Source organism: Parabacteroides sp. ZJ-118, assembly GCF_011038785.1.
GTDB lineage: Bacteria > Bacteroidota > Bacteroidia > Bacteroidales > Tannerellaceae > Parabacteroides.
This window is the reverse complement of the sequence record NZ_JAAKDT010000001.1, coordinates 130,911-154,626: the sequence shown is the minus strand read 5'-3', so window position 1 is coordinate 154,626 and position 23,716 is coordinate 130,911. Positions and strand designations below refer to the sequence as shown.

General features: G+C 46.2%; 18 protein-coding genes and 1 tRNA gene. 9 read left to right on the top strand and 10 right to left on the bottom strand.

Going from position 1 to position 23,716, the window contains the following annotated elements; translation table 11 throughout:
* The first annotated feature begins 114 nt into the window (after positions 1-114).
* Together metA and G7Y39_RS00655 are read left to right on the top strand one after the other, a co-directional pair.
* On the top strand, positions 115-1,047 hold the full coding sequence (gene metA, locus G7Y39_RS00660) for a homoserine O-succinyltransferase (protein WP_165154068.1): 933 nt from the start codon (positions 115-117) through the stop codon (positions 1,045-1,047).
* Positions 1,048-2,892 (top strand): U32 family peptidase, encoded by a 1,845-nt coding sequence (locus G7Y39_RS00655; RefSeq protein ID WP_165154067.1) that lies wholly within the window; start codon positions 1,048-1,050, stop codon positions 2,890-2,892.
* A gap of 13 nt (positions 2,893-2,905) precedes the next feature.
* Here G7Y39_RS00655 and G7Y39_RS00650 read toward each other — a convergent pair whose 3' ends face one another.
* Together G7Y39_RS00650 and G7Y39_RS00645 are read right to left on the bottom strand one after the other, a co-directional pair.
* The gene (locus tag G7Y39_RS00650; protein ID WP_165154066.1) at positions 2,906-3,373 is read right to left on the bottom strand and encodes a WbuC family cupin fold metalloprotein; all 468 of its coding nucleotides are present in this window, start codon (positions 3,371-3,373) and stop codon (positions 2,906-2,908) included.
* A gap of 132 nt (positions 3,374-3,505) precedes the next feature.
* Positions 3,506-3,994: an SPOR domain-containing protein gene (locus G7Y39_RS00645; protein WP_165154065.1), complete on the bottom strand. Its 489-nt coding sequence runs from the start codon at positions 3,992-3,994 to the stop codon at positions 3,506-3,508.
* A gap of 85 nt (positions 3,995-4,079) precedes the next feature.
* On the opposite strand from G7Y39_RS00645, the gene G7Y39_RS00640 reads away from it, so the two are divergent.
* From G7Y39_RS00640 to G7Y39_RS00630, 3 genes are all read left to right on the top strand, one after another.
* Positions 4,080-6,191 (top strand): S9 family peptidase, encoded by a 2,112-nt coding sequence (locus G7Y39_RS00640; protein WP_206225128.1) that lies wholly within the window; start codon positions 4,080-4,082, stop codon positions 6,189-6,191.
* Between the two features lie 103 nt (positions 6,192-6,294).
* A complete protein-coding gene (locus tag G7Y39_RS00635; RefSeq protein ID WP_165154063.1) occupies positions 6,295-6,846 on the top strand; it encodes an NADH peroxidase in 552 nt (183 codons plus the stop codon).
* Positions 6,847-6,986: 140 nt separating this feature from the next.
* A tRNA-Ser gene (locus tag G7Y39_RS00630) sits at positions 6,987-7,076 on the top strand.
* 84 nt (positions 7,077-7,160) lie between these two features.
* Here G7Y39_RS00630 and G7Y39_RS00625 read toward each other — a convergent pair.
* A complete protein-coding gene (locus G7Y39_RS00625; protein WP_165154062.1) occupies positions 7,161-9,359 on the bottom strand; it encodes a lipopolysaccharide assembly protein LapB in 2,199 nt (732 codons plus the stop codon).
* 86 nt (positions 9,360-9,445) lie between these two features.
* On the opposite strand from G7Y39_RS00625, the gene lepA reads away from it, so the two are divergent.
* On the top strand, positions 9,446-11,233 hold the full coding sequence (lepA, locus tag G7Y39_RS00620; protein ID WP_165154061.1) for a translation elongation factor 4: 1,788 nt from the start codon (positions 9,446-9,448) through the stop codon (positions 11,231-11,233).
* Positions 11,234-11,328: 95 nt separating this feature from the next.
* Here the strand turns inward: lepA and G7Y39_RS00615 are convergent, their stop codons facing one another.
* Positions 11,329-12,168 (bottom strand): S1 RNA-binding domain-containing protein, encoded by an 840-nt coding sequence (locus G7Y39_RS00615; RefSeq protein ID WP_165154060.1) that lies wholly within the window; start codon positions 12,166-12,168, stop codon positions 11,329-11,331.
* Positions 12,169-12,363: 195 nt separating this feature from the next.
* Here G7Y39_RS00615 and G7Y39_RS00610 point away from each other — a divergent pair, with 195 nt between their 5' ends.
* Genes G7Y39_RS00610 through G7Y39_RS00600 form a run of 3 tightly spaced genes read left to right on the top strand, consistent with a single transcriptional unit; the run spans position 12,364 to position 15,658 of the window.
* Complete coding sequence (locus G7Y39_RS00610; RefSeq protein ID WP_165154058.1) at positions 12,364-13,167, top strand: polysaccharide biosynthesis/export family protein; 804 nt, start codon at positions 12,364-12,366, stop codon at positions 13,165-13,167.
* Between the two features lie 10 nt (positions 13,168-13,177).
* A complete protein-coding gene (locus G7Y39_RS00605) occupies positions 13,178-14,788 on the top strand; it encodes a GNVR domain-containing protein (protein ID WP_165154056.1) in 1,611 nt (536 codons plus the stop codon).
* A gap of 6 nt (positions 14,789-14,794) precedes the next feature.
* Positions 14,795-15,658 carry a phosphorylcholine transferase LicD gene (locus tag G7Y39_RS00600; protein WP_165154054.1) on the top strand — a complete coding sequence of 288 codons (864 nt, stop codon included), beginning with the start codon at positions 14,795-14,797 and terminating at the stop codon, positions 15,656-15,658.
* 44 nt (positions 15,659-15,702) lie between these two features.
* On the opposite strand, the gene G7Y39_RS00595 is transcribed toward G7Y39_RS00600, so the two are convergent.
* The 6 genes from G7Y39_RS00595 to G7Y39_RS00570 all read right to left on the bottom strand — a co-directional run bounded on the left by G7Y39_RS00595 (position 15,703) and on the right by G7Y39_RS00570 (position 23,712).
* A complete protein-coding gene (locus G7Y39_RS00595; RefSeq protein ID WP_165154052.1) occupies positions 15,703-16,782 on the bottom strand; it encodes a glycosyltransferase family 4 protein in 1,080 nt (359 codons plus the stop codon).
* Positions 16,779-18,002, bottom strand: a complete 1,224-nt coding sequence (locus G7Y39_RS00590; RefSeq protein WP_165154050.1) for a glycosyltransferase family 4 protein — start codon at positions 18,000-18,002, stop codon at positions 16,779-16,781. The genes G7Y39_RS00595 and G7Y39_RS00590 overlap by 4 nt, the downstream gene beginning before the upstream one ends.
* Positions 17,980-19,236, bottom strand: coding sequence for an O-antigen ligase domain-containing protein (locus G7Y39_RS00585; protein WP_165154049.1), 1,257 nt, complete (start codon positions 19,234-19,236; stop codon positions 17,980-17,982). Before G7Y39_RS00585 ends, G7Y39_RS00590 begins: the two co-directional genes overlap by 23 nt.
* Positions 19,237-19,538: 302 nt before the next feature.
* A complete protein-coding gene (locus tag G7Y39_RS00580) occupies positions 19,539-20,753 on the bottom strand; it encodes an oligosaccharide flippase family protein (RefSeq protein WP_241159924.1) in 1,215 nt (404 codons plus the stop codon).
* A gap of 33 nt (positions 20,754-20,786) precedes the next feature.
* Positions 20,787-22,625, bottom strand: a complete 1,839-nt coding sequence (locus G7Y39_RS00575; RefSeq protein WP_165154045.1) for an aminotransferase class I/II-fold pyridoxal phosphate-dependent enzyme — start codon at positions 22,623-22,625, stop codon at positions 20,787-20,789.
* 139 nt (positions 22,626-22,764) lie between these two features.
* Positions 22,765-23,712, bottom strand: coding sequence for an ornithine cyclodeaminase (locus G7Y39_RS00570; RefSeq protein WP_165154043.1), 948 nt, complete (start codon positions 23,710-23,712; stop codon positions 22,765-22,767).
* Between the last annotated feature and the right edge of the window lie 4 nt (positions 23,713-23,716).

The window sequence follows — 23,716 nt, the reverse complement described above, 5'->3', positions numbered from 1 at the left end:
GCAGCTATACGTGTGAATGGAAGCCGTGAAAACCCGGTGATCCGGATGGTGAAGAAGCGATAATGAGAATTTTCTCATTATCTTCGCGCCCGTAGAAACAATCAGAGATAGAAAATGCCATTAAATTTACAGAAGAACTTACCGGCTATCGAGCTGCTGAAGAAGGAACAGATCTTCGTGATGGATTCCTTGCGCGCGTCGGAGCAGGATATCCGCCCCCTCCGGGTGGTCGTATTGAATTTGATGCCTCTTAAGATAACGACCGAGACGGACCTGGTTCGCCTCCTCAGTAATACACCCCTGCAGGTGGAGCTTGATTTTATGAAGATCAAGGGACATACGCCGAAGAATACGCCCATCGAGCACATGCGGGAATTTTATAAGGATTTCGATGAGATGGCGGATGACTTCTACGACGGGATGATCGTGACGGGCGCTCCCGTGGAGCGGATGCCTTTCGAGGAGGTCAGTTACTGGGAGGAGATCGTGCGGATATTCGATTGGGCCCGTACGCACGTTACCTCCACGCTGTATATCTGCTGGGCGGCGCAAGCGGGGCTATACCATTTCTATGGGGTGCCTAAATATGATTTGCCGGCCAAGATGTTCGGTGTCTTCCGTCATTCGCTCCGGGAACCGTTTGTCCCGATCTTCCGGGGATTCGATGACGAGTTCCTCGTGCCTCACAGCCGTCATACCGAGATTCGCCGGGAGGATATCCTGAAGGTACCCGAGCTCACCCTGTTGTCCGAGAGCGAGGAATCCGGCGTCTATATGGCGATGGCCCGCGGCGGACGGGAATTCTTCATCACCGGCCATTCCGAGTATTCGCCCTATACGCTGAATGATGAGTACATGCGCGATTTGGGGAAGGGGTTGCCCATCAACAAGCCTCGTAATTATTACCGGAATAACGATCCGGCGCAAGGCCCGGTGGTGCGTTGGCGGGGGCACGCGAACCTGCTGTTCACCAATTGGCTGAACTATTACGTATACCAGGAGACCCCGTTCCGCCGGGAAGATATTAAAAAACTAGGAAGCCTGTAAATGAGAAAAGAGCCCCGTTCGATAGAACTGCTATCTCCCGCCAAGGATCTGATTTGCGGCAGGGAGGCGATTAACCATGGCGCCGATGCCGTCTATATCGGCGCCCCGAAGTTCGGGGCCCGCGCCGCCGCCGGTAATACGCCGGGCGATATACGGCAGCTTTGCGATTACGCCCATCTCTATTCGGCTCGTGTTTACGTGGCCTTGAATACCCTCTTGAAAGAAGAGGAGCTGGCCGAGGCCGAGCGAATGATCTGGCAGCTTTACGAGGCCGGGGCGGATGCCTTGATCGTTCAAGACATGGGTATCACCCAGTTGAACCTTCCGCCCATCCCCTTGCACGCCAGTACGCAAACGGACAACCGTACGCCGGAGAAGGTGAGATTCCTGCAAGAGGTCGGTTTCACGCAAGTCGTATTGGCGAGGGAGCTGTCGCTAAACCAGATACGGGAGATCGCCGAGCGGACGACCGTGCCTCTGGAGGTCTTCGTGCACGGGGCGCTATGCGTAAGCTATAGCGGCCAGTGTTACCTGAGCGCCGCCTTGAGTGGGCGAAGCGCCAACCGGGGGGAATGCGCCCAGTATTGCCGCCTGCCTTATCGCTTGATCGACGCGGATGGGAAGGAGATCGTATCGGGTAAGCATCTCTTATCCTTGAAGGACATGAACCGGGGGGAATACTTGGAGGAGCTGTTGGATGCCGGTGTCTCTTCCTTGAAGATCGAGGGTCGTTTGAAGGATGTATCTTACGTGAAAAACGTAACGGCCTGGTACCGGAAGAGACTAGACGCTATCTTGTCCCGTCGGCCGGAGTACCGTCGCGCCTCGGCCGGGCATAGTACTTACACGTTCGAGCCTGTGGCGGAGAAAAGTTTCAACCGGGGTTTCACGCCTTTCTTGTGGAAGGAGCGCACGAAGGATATCACCAGCTTCGATACGCCCAAGTCCTTGGGAGAACCGGTGGGTACGGTGAAAGCGCTGAAAGGGAACTCTTTCACGATCGCCGGGTTGAAACCATTGAATAATGGCGACGGGCTTGCCTTCTTCAACGAGAAAGGGGAGTTGGAGGGCTTTCGGGTAAACCGTGTGGAGGCGAACCGGATCTTTACGCTGGATCGCCCGGCGATCCGTCCGGGAATACCTTTGTACCGGAATTTCGATCAAGCGTTTGATAAACTGCTATCCAAGCCATCCGCCGAGCGAAAGATCGCTGTCCGGATGGAATTTCAAGATAACGCCTTTGGCTTCACGTTAAGTATGACGGACGAGACCGGAGCCCGTATCATGCTTACCCGGCCGTTCGGGAAAGAACCGGCCCGGGGGGAGCAGGCGGAGAATATCCGTACCCGGCTCTCGAAGTTGGGGGACACGCCTTTCGAGGCGGCGGAGGTCGTCGTGGCGATGTCCGACAACTGGTTCGTCCCCTCTTCTTTATTGGCCGAGATGCGTAGGCAAGGGGTGGAGAGGCTGATCGCTACCCGGCGGATCCGTTACCGCGGGGAAGAGGCTCGTCCGTTTAAGCCCTGTGCAGGCGAGACTCCGGGAATCCCCTTTCCCGAGAAACGCCTGACCTATCTGGGGAATGTCTCCAATAGCAAAGCCCGCGCTTTTTATAAGGCGCATGGCGTGGTCGCCGTGGAAGAGGCTTTTGAGCTGTCTCCCCGGCGGGATGTCCCCTTGATGTTCACGAAGCATTGCCTGCGGTACAGCATGGGGTGGTGCCCTACCTATCAGAAACAAAGGTCTCCCTACAAGGAGCCCTACTTCTTGCGTTATAAGGAGACACTCTTGCGTTTGCGCTTCGACTGCGCGCATTGCCAGATGTTGATCTACGCGGAGGAATAACCGGCTTGATCGATCACAGTTGGCTTTCAAGCCATTCCAGATACCTCCTTACTCCCGCCTCATCTTCCGCCTCGGGGCTCCAAGGCGCCAGGTTCTCCGGTGCCAACGGCGCGAACGGCCCTTGCTTTATCTCATAAATAACCGATCCGGATTCCAGTACCAGAAGCCCGTGCCATGTCCCGGCCTTGATCTCCGCTCCATAAGCGCCTTCCCTTGGATTCAGTATCGTTTTCTCCGTGATATTTCCCTCTCCGTCAAACAAGAATGCCGCGACCCTCCCGCGTAGCAGCAGGAAGATCTCGTCTTTCGCCGGATTCAAATGCCGGTGCGGACGCAAATAGGTACCGGGCTCCATGGCATTCAGTAACCGATTGACCGGATCATCCAATCTCTCATGGAAATTATAGTTCATCCGCAGGCGGGGCGACCGCAAGGCCTTGGCCTGGGTCTCGTCGAGTAATTGTTCGTTGATGATCTTCATCGCTCTCTTTTTGTTTTTAGGGACGAATGCGTGAAACGTGTCCATTCCAAGCGACAGGCAGCCCCGTCGCCCTGCGAGATCCTTCTCGCGGGCTAACGAGACCTTCCGTTTTTATCTTTTCCGGCAGCTTGATTAGTCGGCTCTCTCCAATAACCAGGCGTCTTGGAAATTAGGAGCGTATTTCGCCTTGATGGCGTCGCGGCTATCGGCGGCGTCCGCCTTATTGTCGAAGCTGGCGACGATCACACGCAACATGCCTTGCTCGTTCTCGCCCAACACCGCGTTGTAACCATCATTCTGCATACGTTCCTTCAGCGCGTAAGCATTTGTCTTGTTCTTGAAACTACCGACAACGACGCTATAACGTTTCAGACGGCTGGCGTCCTCACCTTGGGCGGCGTTGATCTTTTCCGTACGAGTGGTAGCCGTAGAGGTTCTGGGCTTTGAGACAGGAGCTACCTCGACAACTTCCTCCTCTTGTTCTACAACCTCAACAGGAGCTGTCGACTCTTTTTCCTTGGCCTGTTCGTATGCAGCCTTGTACGCGCTCTGTTTAGGTTTACATGAGCCGAGTGCTAATACCATACATACAGCGGCTCCAAATAACCAAATTTTATTCATACTGTTCAGTTCTTATAATTAGTAACGCAAAGATATAAATTATATTTAGTACTTTCGTACTCGAATTGTAATATATTATAAGGGCATGGATAAATCTATCGGAACAATGATTATGGCAACATCCCTACTGCTAGGTGCTTGCGATCCGGCTACGGATGCGAACTTGAAGGAGACCGGCGATAAGAGCCTGATCGGGAAGTCGGACATCCGGATCAAAGACGGTCGTATGACCCCGGAGGCTTTGTGGGCTCTGGGACGTATCGGCGGCATGAACGTATCTCCGGACGGGAAAAAAGTGGTGTATACGGTGGCGTACTATAGCGTACCGGAAAACAAGAGCAATCGCGAGGTCTTCGTGATGAACGCCGACGGATCGGATAATAAGCAAATCACGAAAACCGGATTCGCCGAGAACGAGGCCGTATGGATCAAGGGAGGGACCAAGATCGCTTTCTTATGCAACGAGAGCGGTAGCAGCCAGCTTTGGGAAATGAATCCGGATGGGACGGACCGTAGGCGACTTTCCGATTATGATAAGGATATCGAGGGGTTCGCTTTCTCTCCCGATGAAAAAAAGGTCTTGTTTATCTCGCAAGTCAAGACCGTGAGCAGTACCGCTGACAAATATCCGGATCTGGATAAGGCGACAGGTGTCATCCTTACGGATTTGATGTACAAGCATTGGGATGAGTGGGTGACTACCGCTCCGCATCCTTTTGTCGCGGATTTCGATGGACGGTCGGTCCGTAATCCTGTGGATGTAATGGCGGGCGAGTTGTTTGAGAGCCCGATGAAGCCGTTTGGCGGTATCGAGCAATTGGCTTGGAACACCACCTCGGACAAGATCGCCTATACGAGCCGTAAAAAGACAGGTAAAGAATACGCGATCTCCACGAACTCGGATATCTATGTATACGATCTGAATACGAGGCAAACAGTCAATATAACGGAAGAGAACAAGGGATATGATACGAATCCCGCGTATTCCCCGGACGGAAAGTGTATCGCTTGGCTGAGCATGGAACGGGATGGTTACGAGGCGGATCAAAACCGCTTGATGGTAATGAATCTGGAGACGGGCGAGAAAACATTCGTCAGCAAGGATTTTGACTCCAACGTGGACTCCTACTGCTGGAGCGCGGATTGCAAGCGTATCTATTTCACGGGCGTTTGGCATGGCGAGTCTCAGGTCTATCAGATCGACCTGGCTGATGGCAACAAGATTACCCCGCTGACCGAAGGTATGTACGATTACGCCTCGGTCGCTCTTCTGGGCGATAAGCTGATCGCTCAACGTCATTCCATGAGTATGGGAGACGAGATCTATTCGATCGATTTGGCGGGGGATCACGCGGTAACTCAACTTACGTTCGAGAACAAACACATTTACGACCAGCTTACGATGGGTAAGGTAGAGGGGCGCTGGATGAAGACGACAGATGGCAAGCAGATGCTGACGTGGGTTATCTACCCGCCTCAGTTCGATCCGAATAAGAAGTATCCTACGTTGTTGTTCTGCGAGGGTGGCCCGCAAAGCCCCGTGAGTCAGTTCTGGTCTTACCGCTGGAATTTCCAGATCATGGCGGCTAACGACTATATCATCGTGGCGCCGAACCGCCGGGGGCTTCCCGGATTTGGCCTGGAATGGAATGAGGCTGTCAGTGGCGATTACGGCGGACAATGCATGAGCGATTATTTCACCGCTATTGACGAGATGGCCAAGGAACCGTATGTGAATAAAGATCGCCTGGGTTGTGTGGGCGCGAGCTTCGGCGGATTCTCCGTATATTGGTTGGCGGGTCATCATGATAAACGTTTCAAGGCATTTATCGCCCACGATGGTATCTTTAATATGGAAATGCAGTATCTGGAAACGGAAGAGATGTGGTTCGCCAATTGGGATATGGGTGGAGCGTACTGGGAAAAGCGGAACGCCACGGCTCAGCGTACTTTCGCGAACTCTCCGCATAAGTTCGTGGACAAATGGGATACGCCTATCCTTTGTATCCATGGCGAGAAGGATTACCGGATCTTGGCGAATCAAGGGATGGCGGCATTCAACGCTGCGGTCCTTCGGGGGGTACCGGCCGAGTTGCTGATTTATCCGGATGAGAACCATTGGGTGTTGAAACCCCAGAATGGCGTCCTCTGGCAACGTACGTTCTTTGAGTGGTTGGATATGTGGTTGAAGAAATAGTCTTTATCGATTGACAGATAGAATTAATCTATCGCTGAATTATGGTAGTATCGGATAGTTTGGCTATTTTTGTGCCATACAACAATAAAAAAATTGCGACAATATGAAAAAGAAATGGATTTGCACAGTATGTGGTTATGTACACGAAGGTGATGAGGCTCCTGAGTTCTGCCCTCAATGTAAACAACCGAAAAGCAAATTTAAGGAATTAGTAGAGACAGAAGGTGCGTTGCAGTTCGTCGACGAGCATGTACTGGGTATTGCTAAAGGAGTAGACCCCGTGATTTTGGAGGGGCTGAACGCTCACTTTATGGGAGAATGTACCGAGGTTGGTATGTATTTGGCCATGAGCCGTCAAGCGGATCGTGAGGGTTATCCCGAGGTGGCCGAGGCCTTCAAGCGTTACGCTTGGGAAGAGGCTGAGCACGCCGCTAAGTTCGCGGAGCTTCTTGGCGACGTGGTTTGGGATACGAAGACGAACTTGAAAAAGCGTATGGAGGCTGAGGCTGGCGCGTGCGAGGACAAGAAACGTATCGCTACATTGGCTAAACAACAGAATTTGGACGCGATCCATGATACCGTACATGAGATGTGCAAAGACGAGGCACGTCATGGTAAAGGATTTGAAGGTCTGTATAATCGTTATTTCAAGTAATTTGGAGGTACTAGTAATATGTTTTAAAGAGGGGTATTCCGTAAAGAATACCCTTTTTTTTGTATTTGATAAAGTAATTTTAGCCTTTTAAGCGAATAACGAGACTATATTTTATGTACTTTCGCGTGCGTCAGCCACAAGGAAAGATGCCGGAGTGGTCGAACGGGCCGCACTCGAAATGCGGTGAACGGGTAACTGTTCCCTGGGTTCGAATCCCAGTCTTTCCGCCATTCAGCCGTTTCGTATGGGCTATGGGCAAAAAAGACGGGGCCGCGAGTCATGTTGTTCGCGGCCCCGTCTTTTAATCTGTGCGGTTAGCATGTATCGCTCAAGGAATACCGGAGCTGATCCAGCATCAACGGCACTTCCGCCTCCTCGATTCCCGCCGCGAGAAGATCGGGGATGTCTTGGTTGAACTGCTCTTGGAACTTCGAGAAATCGCCGGACTCTTTCTCCACGGCTTTCTTATAGAACGCGAGCGCCCCCTTGATATGCTGTAAAGCCCATTCTGTATGCCCCGCGTTCAAGAAATCTTGGGTGTCGGGTTGATTATCCAGGATCTTTTTGTAATAATTACGGGCCTGATCGTATTTACCGGTCAAGAAAGAACACCAAGCGATCGGACGCCAAGCCCTCGTGCTTTTATTGTCCAGATAATCTACCTTGAAATAATACTTCAGCGCCTCCTTGTACTGCTTGAGCTCAAGATGGCAGTGGCCGATACTTATTTGGATGGATAAATCATCCGGGTCGAGCGCCTCGTAGCGGTGATAGTATCTCAACGCCTCTTCCGGTCGCTTTAAGGTACGGTAACAACCGGCGATCCGGCGAATGACCCATTTACTGTCCGGATGGATAAGATCCGCGTGCAAATAAGCCTCCAGGGCGCCTTGTATATCACCCTCCATTTGCTTGCAATAACCGATTTTCTGGAATAAGACGTCACTTTCCTGGTTCGCGTCGGATAAGCGATTGTAGATCGTGAGCGCGTCGAGGAAGTAATTCCTTCGGAGGTAATACTCCGCTATCGTTGTCAAGCTTTCCTCATCACTGACGTAAGGCTGCAAAATTGGCAGGTTATGAAAGTCCAGCGCGCGAGTAAATAGGTCGTCAAAATCCAGATGGCCCGGATAAAGTTTGAAGAAACGATACAAATCCTGTATGTATTGTCCGGATATGGTTTCCAGTTTTTCCCGTTTACTGATCAAATCCTCCTTTGCTTGCTGGATGATCTCGGTGGCTTGACTGCCAAACTGTCCCATCATCCGTTGACGGGTTTGATCCGGCAATTGCATCATGCTGAAATATAAGGAATATTTATCGGAATTGCACATGAATGCCGAGAGAGTCATGGAATCCAGCACATTCTTTTCCGTCTGATTCTTGCTCAACGGATTGCCCAGGGCGGAATGCTCGGTCGTGAATGGCATGAACCAGTTGCCCGGTTCACGGAAGAAGGGGAAATGCTTTAGGTGTACGAAGGTAGAGTGCATTACGTCCGCGCCTTCTTGTTGCAGTTCGCTGAACTCCTCTATTTTCTTTCCCAAGGAACGGTTCGATAACATATCCTGCCAATCCGGATTCATCTCGTCCCCGAGAAGTTCCGGATTGATATCCTTTAAGTTTATCTTTTGACTGATTTTCGGGCCCAGCTTGATCATCTCCGGAATGATCTCGTCTTGTAGCTTGCGGGTGATCTTCTCTGTCTCGCGGGCCAGGATAAAACGGAGGGTAATCGTGCGGATCGCCTTCGTGAAATTGGGAAACCCCTCGGATAAAGCCGCCAGCCGATCCGCTATCTGCGGATACAACGCCGTACGTTTTCTGTAGGTATAGAGCGTCAGTAGAATCCCGATCAACGCACGGTAACGAATCTCATCTTCCCGGAGATTGGCCGCGTCGAACAATAAGAGCAGTTTCTCCTTATCGAAAGCGGCTTGCAGCCCCAGCATCAACGCCGATACGATTTGGCTACCGATGATAAAAGGCAACTCCGGGTCGTTCAACAGCTCCCTGATAGAGGCCGTCTCCTCCTTGTTGAGCGGGTTCGAGGTCCAGATCGTATTGAATAACAGGATCGTGGCGGACTCGATCCGCCGCTGCTCCGTAAGGGTCCCGGCCGGAGCCTCCATCCTCAACAGGGAAGCGTTTCTCAAAACCTTGTGGAGCCGGTCATAGCCGGCAGGCTCCTTTTGCGTCATCCGCCGGTGGCTGTAATAGGCGAGAGGCGAATCGGCCGATAAGGCCTTGTGCCTCACCCTATCCGCGAACTCATAGCTGGACGCGATCAATTGGTTGTATATCTGGTCTTGCATCGGATCTTTAGCCCCCTCGATCCGGTATCGCAACATATATTTATAGGTGTCTTGCAGCTCGTTCAACCGATCCTGGAACGCGTACGCACGTATTCCCGCTATCAAGCCTTGGAGAAAATCGAACGCGTTCTTCAGCTCCTTTTCGTCCAGTGAACCGATAATCCGGTCGTATGCCTTATTTATTTCTTGTATTGTCATATGCTATTCACAACAAATGGTATGCCAAAAGTAGCGTATTTGGGCTAAATTTCCTATCTTCGCGTACCTAAAAATAAATTTGGCAGATGAAGAATATCCGCAATTTCTGTATTATTGCTCATATTGACCATGGGAAAAGTACCTTGGCAGACCGTTTGCTTGAGTATACCAAGACTGTAGAAGGTAAAGACATGCAAGCTCAAGTCCTTGACGACATGGATTTGGAGCGTGAGCGTGGTATTACGATCAAGAGCCACGCGATCCAGATGAAGTATAATTATAAGGGTGAGGAATATATACTGAACCTGATCGATACTCCGGGACACGTGGACTTCTCGTATGAGGTTTCCCGCTCTATCGCCGCCTGCGAGGGCGCTTTGTTGATCGTAGACGCGGCTCAAGGTATCCAGGCGCAAACCATCTCTAACCTGTATATGGCGATAGAGAATGACCTGGAGATTATCCCGGTGATAAACAAGATCGACCTGCCTAGCGCCATGCCGGAGGAGGTCGAGGACCAGATCGTGGAGCTGTTGGGCTGCCCGCGCGAGGCTATCTTACGGGCGAGCGGAAAGACCGGTGAGGGAGTGATCGGGCTCTTGGATACGATCGTGGAGAAGGTCCCGGCTCCGGAAGGTGACCCGGAGGCTCCGTTGCAGTGCTTGATCTTTGACTCCGTCTTCAATCCCTTCCGTGGCATTATCGCTTACTTCAAGGTGGTAAACGGCGTGATCCATAAAGGTGACCACGTGAAGTTTATCGCTACGGAGAAAGAGTATGACGCGGACGAGGTGGGTATATTGAAATTGGATATGTGCCCGTGCGACGAGGTGCGGACGGGAGACGTGGGATATATCATTTCCGGCATCAAGACATCGCGGGAGGTGCGTGTCGGTGATACGATCACGCATGTGTCTCGCCCGGCTAACGACGCGATCGCGGGCTTTGAGGAGGTGAAGCCGATGGTCTTCGCCGGTGTCTATCCGATCGATAGCGAGGATTTTGAGAATCTTCGCGCCTCGTTGGAGAAATTGCAGTTGAACGACGCTTCCTTGACTTTCCAGCCGGAGAGTTCCGCCGCGCTGGGGTTTGGGTTTCGTTGCGGTTTCTTGGGCTTGTTGCACATGGAGATTGTTCAGGAGCGTTTGGATCGTGAGTTCAATATGGATGTGATAACCACCGTGCCGAACGTCTCTTATATCGTGCATACGAAGAAAGGGGAGGAGATCGAGGTGCATAATCCGGGAGGCTTGCCGGACCCGACCTTGATCGATCATATCGACGAACCGTTTATCCGTGCTTCCGTGATCACGAACACTGCCTATATCGGCCCGATCATGACGCTTTGCCTGGGTAAGCGCGGCGTCCTGCTCAAGCAGGAATATATCTCCGGCGATCGGGTCGAGATTCATTATGACTTGCCGTTGGGCGAGATCGTGATCGATTTCTATGATAAGTTGAAGAGTATCTCGAAAGGGTATGCCTCTTTCGATTACCATTTACATGATTTCCGTCCCAGTAAATTGGCTAAATTGGATATCCTGTTGAACGGTGAGCCGGTAGACGCCTTGTCTACGTTGACACACGTGGATAACAGCGTTACGTTCGGACGTCGTATGTGTGAGAAGCTGAAAGAGTTGATCCCCCGCCAGCAATTTGATATCGCTATCCAGGCGGCGATAGGCGCTAAGATCATCGCTCGCGAGACGGTCAAGGCTGTCCGTAAAGACGTGACGGCGAAATGTTACGGCGGCGATATCTCCCGTAAGCGTAAATTGCTGGAAAAACAGAAAGAGGGAAAGAAACGAATGAAGCAGATCGGCACGGTAGAGGTTCCGCAAAAAGCGTTCCTGGCCGTATTGAAGCTGGATTAGAAAGTCAATGGAATCCGGTCGCTAACGCAATGGATTTATAAAAAAAGCCAATGGATCCCGCCGCGGATTCCATTGGCTTTTTTTATGTAAACGGGTCACTTCCCGTTCACGAGCCGTATCCCGCCATCTTCCAGCGTGATGAGATGGTGCTTATAGAGCGCCCCGACCGCTTGCTTGAAGGCTTTCTTGCTACAGCGGAACAGGGAATAGATCTCGTCTGGATCGCTCTTGTCGTGTACCGGGATGTATCCCCCCTGTGCTTTCATCGCTTCCAGGATGACGCCGGCGATCCCTTCTACCTTTTGGTAGCCTTGCGGCGTCAGGCTTACGTCTATCTTGTCGTCCTCACGGATCTCCTTTATATAGCCTTTCAGGAGCTCGCCTTTCTCAAGACGCCGGAATACCTCGTTGTAATAGATCAATCCCCAATGCTGGTTGTTGATGATCACTTTATAGCCCAGGTCTGTCTCGTCGGCTACCAATAACTGGACTTCTTGATTCCGCTCGTAATCGACGGGGGTATTGTTCAAGAACTTCTCGATACGCGCGGATGCCATGATACGCCCGGTCACATGATCCAACCGGACGTAGACCAGGTACCATCTCCCCTCTCTCATCGGCATTTTCTGCTCCTTGAAGGGGACGAGCAGATCTTTCATGATCCCCCATTCCAAAAACGCGCCGGTATGGTTCACGTCTTTTACTTCCATGAACCGGAACTCCCCGACCGTTGCCAGAGGACGTGCGGTCGTGGCGATCAACCTCCCTTCATTGTCATGATAAATAAACACCTCGACCTCATCCCCGGGTTTCACGTTTTTAGGCACGTAACGATTCGGCAACAAGATCTCCACCCCGTCACCGCCATCCAGGTACACCCCGAAGTCAAGGTCTTTCACTATTTTCAGCGTGTTGTATTTTCCTATCTCAACCATCTGTTTTCGTTTTGTCGCGAACTTACGCAATAATCATGAGAAAGCGGTAAAAACAACTATAATTTTGATTCGCGTGCAGCAATATCCGGGTAATTGCATCGTTATAGAAGTATCTTTGACTTGCGGCTCTTTTTGAGGCCTCATGTTCAAACTAAAAAACGTATATTTGCACCTTATTCGAAGAAAACAAAGCGTATGAACGTAAAATTAGTATCAGTAGTGGCATGGTTCGTCTTATTGCTAGGGGCTTGTTCTGTTCCTAAAGATGTGGCTTATTTCCAAGGAGTGGATGACTTGACCCCCGAACAGTTGAGCCAGATGAAGCAGGCTTATACCTCGAAGATTTGTCCGGATGACTTACTCACGATAACCGTTACGGCATGGGACCCGACAGTCGTTACTCCCTTTAATCCCCCTGTATATGCCTACGCGACCCAAGGTGAGACCACGACGGTCTCTTCCGGTCAGTTAAGAACGTATTTGGTGGATCAGGAAGGTGACATAAATTTCCCCGTTTTGGGAAAGATCCGCGTGGCGGGATTGACCAAGCAGCAGTTAAGTGAGAAAATGCAGGAAATGATCGCCCCTTATGTGAAAGACGCTTTGGTTAATGTACAGATTGTAAATTATAAGGTCACGATGATGGGCGAGGTCTCCCGGCCGGGCGCGATTTCCGTGAAAAATGACCGTCTTTCGATTTTGGATGCTATCGGCCAGGTCGGTGATTTGACAATTAACGCGAACCGGAAGAACATCTTGGTTATACGAGACAATAATGGCGAGAAGGAGTTCGCTCGCCTGGATATTACCGAGCCGGATATATTTACTTCCCCCTATTATTATCTTCGGCAGAATGATGTCGTTTATGTGGAGCCGAATAACGCGAAGAAGAGAAACGCCCGTTACAGTCAGGCCCAACAATATAGTATAACCGTATTCTCCTCGATCTTGAGCGCTGTATCTGTGATAACGACTGTCATATTGGCTATTACTAAATAATAATGAGGCGATGGAAGTGAAAGACAACGAAACAATCGGACTTAAAAGTATTATCGTAAGATATCTGTTGCACTGGAAATTATTTTTAGGGGTATTCCTGTTTTCTATAATCCCCGCGGTTCTATATCTGATTTATTATCCCCGAACCTATGAGATGATGGCCCGTATCCAGATCCAGGAAGATAAAGACCTCGGAGGAGGCAGCTTTGGACTGGGCGAGGCCGCCGGATTGATGAAATCTTTCGGGTTGGGGGCTGGTTCCTCCAGTGTCATTAACATAGAGGATGAACTAATGACATTGACATCCAATAAATTGCTTCGGGATATGGTCCTGAAATTAGGCGTGAATGTGGATTATTGCGAACCATTCTCTTGGGGTTATCGTTTATATGATGAATCTCCTTTAAAGATGGTTGCCGATTCTGCTACAAACGCGCGTCTGGCTGAAGCCGTGGAGTTCTCGGTCTCCGTGAGAAATGGAAAGGCGGAGGTTTCCGCGGAGTCTGTCAATATGAAAAAGGAACATTTCAGTTTTCCCTCCTTGCCTGCCTCCATTGAGTTACCGATGGGAAACTTTACCTTGGACGTCGCGCCGGGAAAAAAAGATATCCCCGCTGCGAGGCTCAATATCACATATAGACCCGCGGGTTGGGTCGCGGAGGATTTGGAAAAAGAATTTTTAATAGAGGAGAGCTCCAAGACCTCAAACATAATAGAGTTGAGTTGCACCGATTATGAAAAGAGTCGGGGTACGGATATGTTGGATACATTGATCGCGATCTACAATGAGGAGGCGGAGGCGTATAAAAAAGGAGAGGCTCGTAAATCTTTGGTCTTCTTAGATGGGCGGATTGAGAATATCGTAGCGGAACTTGCCACTGTCGAGAACCAGATTGAAGCCTATAAAAGCAAGAACCGGTTGATGGATATTGAGCATGATGTTCAATTCTATGTGGAGCAAATGAAAGAACTACAAACAAAGTTGATCGAATTGGAGGCTCAATCCAATATCATCAATATGATGGATGAATTCGTGAAAGATCCCGCGAATAAATATAATTTGGTACCTGTTTTATTGTCTGCTCAAGAAGGAGAGAAGGGGAGTCCTTTAACATCGTATAATGAAGTATTGCTAGAGCGAGCTCGAGTGATCCAGAACTCAAGTATAAATAATCCATTGGTCGGGACACTTTCGGAGCAAGCGGATAAATTACGGGGCAGCGTCATAAAAACCATTGGTAACGCCCAAAAAGGAATGCAGTTATCAATAAAGGACGTAAAAGCGAAAGAACAGGAAATATACGCGAAAATGAATGATTATCCAGTCGCGGAAAGACAGTTTATAGAGTTGAAACGCAGGCAGGAAATTATTCAAGGCGTTTACTTGATATTACTTCAGAAGCGAGAGGAGACCGCTCTGATCTTAGGTCAGACAAGAGATAAGGCTCGCGTGATAGATCCTGCCTATGTGAAGAGTAAGCCTGTAGGTCCGCGTAAATTGTATGCGGCTATTGGAATGTTGGTACTAACCTTGGTGATACCTATATCTTATTTATTCGTAAGAAAGCAATCGTCTCTTCTTATCCAAGAATATAAAAAGCAAAGTAAAGGTTCTAAGTAGTATCTTATGAGCGTGGTTGATTTCTCGAAGCTATATCCTGACAATCGTCAAGAAGGAGAAACCGTATTGCGTCAAGCGCAATTAGTGATGTTGAGGATGCTTAAGATTATTGATTATGTATGTCGGGAGCATGATATTTCTTATTGGATGTGTTCGGGTACCTTATTGGGCGCGGTTCGCCATAAAGGTTTCATACCTTGGGATGATGATTTGGATATCTGTATGATTCGTGAGGATTATGAGCGTTTCGTAAAGATTGCCGTGAATGAGCTCCCGGAAGATATGATGTTGCAGACTCGAGAGACGGATCCTCATTACCATTATTTGCCTCTACCTTGTAAGGTTAGAGACAAGAAAAGCTTTATATTATCTCCGGGATATGAGGATGAAGAGTGTGAGAAGGGATTGTTTATAGATATATTTCCTATGGATCGTTATCATAAGCGGAGATTACCCTTTATGTTTGAAAAAATGGTGAAGGTCTATAATACGTTTATATGTAAGAGTCTGGATGCGATATATTTCAAGGATGAGTCCATCGATAAAAAGATATTGGCTTTTTTTCATCCCGTATTCCATAAACTGGTTCTTCAATATATGAAATTTGCGAAGAGACTCATTGATAAGAACCGGGGATTGGGTACAGACTGTCGCCTTGGCCATGGTTTTGATACCTTGTGGAAAAGATATTTCCGATTTGACGATATCTTTCCTGTGATAGAGATAGACTTTGAGGATTCAACGTTTTTCGCGCCTCATAGACCGGATGTATATCTAACGACATTATATGGGCCCAATTATATGACTCCACCTCCTGAGAAGCAGCGTTTGGCCGCGCGGCACGCTCATGAGATAAAGCCAATTATATAAAAATATCCCTCAAAATACGATGTGGCTATTTTGAGGGATATTTTTTAGATCTTGTCAAAGATAGTGGTTACTTTGTCGCTGACATTCCGCCACGTGTACTCGTTGAGTGGATAGTCGACCCGGGTAAATCCTTGAGCCAGTTTTTGTTTTATGTGCTTCGATAGATCCAAAGCATCCCCTGTTTTGAAATAGTCTCCCGGATTTAACTCAAGTAATTTATTAGCGGGTATATCACTTGCCAATATAGGTAGATGGTAACTCATCGCTTCTAAAAGTACTAATGGGAAGCCTTCATTATAAGAAGGTAATATAAAGAGTCTGGCATGGGAGTATAATTGTCTTAGAAATTCTCCATCCACATATCCGGGCATGATTACATGCTGCTTTTGGGCTCTTTTACTGATCTCGGACGAATAGGAGGAGCTATGGTCTACGCCTCCAGCCAAAACAAGCTTGAAGTCATGAGGTAACGAATGTACGTAGCTATCAATGAGATAGTCAAATCCTTTCTCCTGTGTAATGCGTCCGACAGCTAAAATATATTTTTGAGGTTGTAACCCAAGTTTCTCTATATAATCAGTCCTTGTCGCTAGTCGCTTGCGATATACTCCATTCGGAATATAAGTGGATTTACGCTGGATTTTATCATTGAAAAGACACATTTGCCTCTTGTTGACAAAGATTACGGCTGTAGAACCCTTAACAGCTATCCATTCGCTGAGTTTTAATATTTTTCGGGATAGGTAATTCCATTTCTTATGCTCATAGTTCGCGCTATGATACGTAAGGACAACTTTTAACCCGGCGAGTTTAAGGAGTGGTATGAACATTCCGGGACCAATGTTATGGATATGTACGATATCCGGTCTCTTAACAATACAATATATAGTGCACAAGAATGAATGGAAAAAAGGCTCAAATCCTTTTATTCGTGTAGAAGGCAGATCTATGAATCGGATGCCTTTATATACCTTTCCCGCATTTTTCTTTACGAATGGAATCCTTCTGAATACAGAAATGTTATATTTAGAAGTCAGTTCCGGATAAAGTCGCTCACAATGCTTCTCTACGCCTCCTTGTACATCCGGGAAACCCCTTGTCCCAAACACATAAACATTTTTCATCGCTTATCCTGATCGATAATGAGTTGATAGTTTTTGATGAGTCTTTGATAATGGCTTTCTTCCGAGAAGTTATCCATCGCGAATTTCTTCGCCTCCTCCGACATTCTCGCATAGGCCTCCTCAGATATAGAACAAGCCTTTGTAATCGTTTCTTTTAGGTCATCGGATGATTTTGGCTTGAATGTATATCCAGTCTCGTTTTCAATGATCAGCTCCGGTATTCCTCCCAAATCACTACCAATGACGGGAGTCCCTATCCTATAGGATTCAATGATTGTCATCGGGTTATTCTCATAGCATTCGGATGAGACTACAACAAAAGAGGCATTGTGAATAAGTTCCCGCAGTTCTTCTCCTTGTTTGAATCCTAGAAACTCCGCGTTGGGAGGGCACTGAGACTTAAGTCGCTCCAATAAAGGCCCGGTTCCCGCTAATTTTAATTTTATATCAGGAACTTGCTTGATCGCATTCAATAAGGTGAGGATACCCTTTTCCTCGGATATTCTTCCAAAGAAAAAGATATAATCTCCTTTTGTCGAGCTGTAATCTTTTACCTTCGGGGTAAAATTATACAGATAGGTACATTTATCCTTGAATCGGTTCTCTACTTGAATATGCTTGTTCATCGAGAATTTGCTGACAAATATAAATCGATTGATGTAATCGATCGGAGAATAGAATTTTGACCGGAAATAACTATCCATACTCAACATGAAACTGTTGATAAGACTACCTTTTGAGCATTTGTGTGTTATGCAATTGTAGTAATTCCCGGTCTTACAACGCTCACAAAAATTCCCTTTCCCATCCGTGAATGTGTATGCGGGACAGACTAAACGATAGTCGTGGACACTCATAATAACGGGAATATTGTATCGCTTGAGGACTGGTAGGATCGATACAGACATACTATTAAACATGAGATGTATATGCGCTACGTCCGGTTTTTCTTTTTGGATCAACAGCTCCAATTTACGTGCGGCCTCTTTGTTATAGATAAAAGCAGGTAAATTCTTTATTTTCTGGGGTAGAGAAGACTCCGATAGCTCAGGATAGTCTACAAAATACGGCTCATAAGGAGATGGTTCGTTCTTCTTATTCTTAAGGCTGAATGGGATAACTGTGTGCCCATGTCTCTCGAGGAGCTGGATCGTGTTGAAAAAGACGGTTTCCGCACCTCCCTTTTTGAAAAAATATTTATTTATCTGAAGTATTCTCATCTTGTAACTCTTTTGTGTCCGGATGAATTATATCTGTCACCCCGTTCTTCAAATCTGATAATATCAAACCTAATAGCATAAGGACAAAAAAGCCCCTATGCGTTGTGAATGTTGAGTCGGTAGTACCCTCTATGATAAAGAAACCAGTGATCATCAATACCATAGACAAATACTTCATGTTATAAGTCTTCCTATGAAATTGTATCGCCTTCGTTAAAATGTAAACCCAAAACGTGATGTATAAGATGATCCCTACAACACCAAATTGGGCTAAGGAAGGGTAGTAAGTATCTGCTATATAATTGTAAAAATCTTTACTCATGCCCCATATCCCGTCAATGCCATATTTCGAATAGATAGTTGAATAATATACTCCCGAAGAAAATGTCCCGAAGCTGGCGAACCCGCTACCGAACGGGAAATAGTCAATTAATATTTGTGGGGCGGTCGTATATAGGACATAACGGGCGATCATGTCTTTATCTACCTCATTTGTTATCGCCTGATAGAAATAGAAGTATATTTTCTCTCTGGCAGCGAATAAGATCACGGTGACCATAAGTAATAGGATCGTGATATTCTTAGCATTTAATTTAAACTGCTTGATGTTAGAAAAGTAGAGTGTGATAAATGCGGTTAGGGCAAAAAAGCCATAGAATTTAGATCTTCCGGAGATTAAGCCTATTGATAGCAAGGCAATGAATGTGATCTTTTCTAAACGGGTGAATTTACTGCAATATAAATAGCAAAAAGAAACACATACCACGGCCGCGGCATAATAAGTAGGATGCCCCATCAGCTTAAACAAAATCCTCGGTTCTACAAGAGTCCCCAATCCCATCAAAAGCAACAGAAACCAAAATAGAAGGCAAATAGATTTCATGATATTTTTTTGGGAATCACTGAGGCTTGGCATCATTGAATATACACAGAAAAAAGCGAGATAAGGCTTTATCTGAATTAACATGTCTGATATGATCGCTGTTTTTGTATTACTGCCAATGCATATAGAATAGCAAAAGTAGAATAGGAAAATACCAATGGTTGTTAAAAAAGCCTTGTTGAAGTTCCAGCCCGATGTGGAAAATAGATATATGCCAAATAAAATAAATAGGAATAAGGCACAAATCTCATCTGTATAATCAAATCCGATGGCATCGTATAGTAATATACCAAAAGTCAAGGTAAAAAGAATCAGATTGAGAAAGTGTTTATTAATCAAAGGCTGTATCATACTTTAATAAGAACGCATCGCGCAACTTGTATATAATTTGTACCAGCGAACAAAGTTATAGGTTATTCTTGGAATAAACTATGTATTGTTATCCTTTTTGCATTTATTTGCTTTTCTCCCTATTGAAAAACGCTTGGAGGTGGATCTCTCGTACCCTAAGTTCAAACTACTTACGTGGTTCTATCTAACTTAACATACTTCGCTGACGAACCTAAGATACTTCGCTGACGAACCTAAGATACTTGGTTGATGAAGCTAAGATATGTTTTCCTTAAATCGCTTGTCAAATTTGCCCCAGCTTCTTACGCTTGGAATAGCCGGAATCTGCGCACCCCACAAATACGGAAAAGGATAAGAAGTGTCTCAGACGCGACTACCATCATGGCTACCGTGATAGGGGTGATCATCCCGCAAACATACAAGATCGCTAATCCGGTGATGTGTACCATGGAGGTAGTCATAACCGTATAGTTCGTATAGAGAGGATGCCCCATAGCCGCCAGAAATGGATATCCTAGTAACATAGAGGGGATGGTTACGAAACAAGCGATTAAAAGTATCCGGAATACTTCTAAGATATTCGGATCGACTGTCCCGTAGACAAATCTTAATACGTAACTTGAGAATAGAAGTACGATTGCTACGCAAAAGAAGTTGGCGGATGTTATTCTATAGAATACTTTTTTGAAGAACAAAACATCCCGGCTTTTCGCTATATGCGGGAATAATATCCCAGTGAATGGTGTCAATAGCTGGTTGTAAGCTTGATATAGCTTCTCTGCTGCCGAATAGTAACCCACCGCCGTGTTCCCGCAAATCAATCCCAATAGAAACGAGTTGCTTGTGGTGAATAAAGAGGTAGAGGCCCGGGAGAGAAAATAAGTGGAACTATCTTTTAAGGAGTTGCTAATTTCTTCGATCGATGTGAAGTACCACTTCATTCCCATTCTGAAGTAAACGATAAAGATACTGACAATCCCGGCAAGAATAAAGCCAAAACTATAGCATATCGGCACGTATATATAATTTTCCGGTTTTCGAATGAAGATGAAAAATGGAAGGAAACTTAATGATTTCGCTACGATATTGAATACCGTAATGTATTTCATATTCTCCATGCCCTGAAAGAACCACATAGGAAACATAACATTGCCTATGATCATGCCAAAATATAGGAGGTAAAAAGAAGACTCTGATTTAAACTTATCAAAACAAGTGATCAGAATGAGTAGTATGGCGAAGCTGACTCCACACAAGAAGAAACGTCCAATCATTGTGCTATTTAGGTACGAGTTGATTTTACCTAGATCCGTTTTATGCACAGAGATATATTTCGTGGCTGATAAGTTAAAGCCAAAATCCGTGAACATGATGAAATATTGCATCAAGGCGTAACCAAACGTCACGAGCCCCCAGCGTTCTACACCGAGTACTCTGAATAAAAAAGGGAATGATAATAAAGGTAATAAATAATTAACTCCTTGAAGCAACGCCAAGGAGATAAAATTTGCAATCATAGGGTTCTTGAGCTTCTTACCTGTTTCCATACATTAGAGACCGGATTGAGCTTCCTTCTTATTCAATGATATCAGCGCTTCTATTAGCTTATCATTGTCTTCCTTGTTCCGGATAGCGATTCGGATATATTGTTTCCCTTCGAACCCTGCTTTAGTCCCACAGTTTTTTATCAAGATATTACTTCCCGACAATAAAAAGCTACAAAGTTCCTCCGATGTGTAAGTATCGGTTACTTCACACAAGAAATAATTTGCGGCGGAAGGAATGACCCTAAGATATGAGACTGCCTGTAGATTTTGGAAAAAACGCTCTCTTTCGTTTAAGAATTTATGGCAGGCTTTATCGTAGTCATCGCAGTATTTCACGAAAATCTGCATATAAAATTCAGCGAAGGAGTTGATGTTCCAAATCGATATATCTTTTTTCAACGCTCGTATGAGATCTTTGTTTCCCGATGCTAAAAAACCTAATCGTAATCCGGGGACTCCGTATGACTTTGATATGCTCTTAATGATAATCAAATGAGGATATTTGTTTAGAAGCTCTTTATCCAACAGGGAAAGTTTCCTCTCGGGACTTGCGAAATCAAGGAAAGATTCATCGACGATTAAACGAATCCCTTTTCGTTCGGACCATTCGACTAACGCGAATAGCTCATCTTTAGGCAATAGATTGCCGGATGGGTTATCCGGGTTAATTATCAAAAGCTGCTCAATCGGTTTGTTATCAAAGAAAGAGATGATGTCTAAAGCGGTATAAGAGAAGTCTTGGTTGCTGGGTGTATAATACACCAGTCGCTTCGGATCCAAACGGTTCGGGTATTCCTCGAACGTGGGTAATACCATTCCTGTTGTATAGCCAGAGGTCATACGCATATAACCGCTGATTAACTCGGCCGCTCCGTTTCCTACGATGATTTGCTCGGAGGATACACCCGCATAACGGGCAGCTAGTTGGGCGTTCTCTTGCATGCCGGAAGGATATTCGGTAAGAAGGGTATCGAAATTCGCTTTCATTTCCTCCTTCAATCGGGTATTTGGGAAATAAGGATTGATGAGATAGCAGAAATCCAGTAACATAGGAAAACGCCAGTATCCACCGTAGCGCTTGCCATATAAGGACAATGCTTGTTTACCCTCCGAGAATAAGGCTTCCGCATTATTTAAATCTTGTTGGTCATCGATCTCATACCATTTTTCGGTTGTTATCGTCAAAGCTTTTAAGTCAGGTTTATCCAATAAGGAGATTACTTTTAGCACCTGTTCGTAGTATTCATTATTACCGAGGGCCTTGCAGTAAGCCTCTAAAAAAGGAATGTATTTGTTTGTGGAAAACTCCTTGCTGAACTTGTATATGTTAACGGTCTTGTAATAAAAATCCTTTTGACAAAACTGAAAGGCCTTTTTTGAGATGAAGTTCAATATGTTATTGTCTTCATCCAATCGTACGACGGTACCATCCATCCAACTTCGATATTTAGCTACTACCGCTAAATTGGGATAAGGATGATTTATCAGTTTGCTGAGAATCGAGTTTTCAAAAATCAAATCAGATTCAAGTAAGATGGTCTCATCCTCTACCAGATAGTTTTTGGCGAGGTATAACGAGTATATATTATTTGTTTTATCATATACGTTATTCTCTACATAGAGGATAGGGGTGTCGTTTATCTTATTTCCGATAAGTTCCCGAACTTTATCCCCTTTATAACCTATTACGATTATTATACGTTTTAGTGATAGGGCTGCCAGTTGTTTAAGCATTCGCTCGATTAAGGTCTGATTATGTACCTTAACCATACACTTCGTGTTGTTTTGTGTCAATTCCTTAAGGCGTCTGCCCATACCTGCCGCTAATATAATCGCTTGCATACCTTTCTTTTTATTAATTATATAAACAATACCCCTGTCGACTTTACCATCAAAATACAGACCTGACAGTATTGAACCAAGAGGGGCTGTCCTTATAAGATGATTCTATTGTATAGAACGTTGCATATGAAAACTGATATCATATCCAGAATTTAGATACCTCTCTTTCTATCTTAATCTCTGGAGATTGCGCAGATAGACGATCGTAAATTTTACTCGCGAATAGAACATCATGCAGACCAAGACCTATATTGTAACTCAATATCCGTTCATGGTCATTTTCTCTACCAACCGTTCTACCTGATAAAACGTCTTCTAGCTCGGCATATTGTTTGAATTGGGAAAAATAACGGAATCCCTTCACGTGATCCGTATCATCGCCGTATACCTTGTCGAAAAAGAGATCGCAATTTTGAAATCCTCTCGTATGTATCGGCACGACTAGGCTTCCTTCTTTAAACAACTCATTTTTTGGACAGAGCAAGTCGTTCGCATCTGTTATACAACTGATAATAACATCTGAGTTGGATATGAGATCCTCTATATCGTTTATGATCGAGAATGTAACATTGGGATAACCCTTGAATCTCTCTATAAAGGAGTCCGCTTGATCCTTATATTTTAATAGTTGAACCGTATGATGCCTGTTTTTTTGGCTGTCGAGTAAACATAACATGGTCGCTCTAGCGGTATTTCCCAAGCCGATGAAACTGTAAGTAGTGGCATCGGTAGCTTTTAATGTTTGGATAGCGAGCGTCGCGACAGCTCCTGTACGCATAGCGGTTATCCAACCTCCACCTACTAAGGCTAAAAGTTCTCCCGTATTGGAATCGTAGAGCAGGATATCGCTTCCTAAAACGGGTATGCCACCTACGATACGATGAACCACCTTGATGCCAAACCGAGAGAATTCTTGGGGCAGGAGGCAGGGCATGGAAGTGAAAAAGTCATTACCTTGGGGATGTACACTTATTTTTGCGGGTAATTGAGCCTTGTTTTTTATAGAGAAACTTTCTTTCGTCCAATCTACACAAGTCGCAGGCGTAATTCCTAAATCCTTAATCTGATTTTCAGAGATAATTTTCATGTTG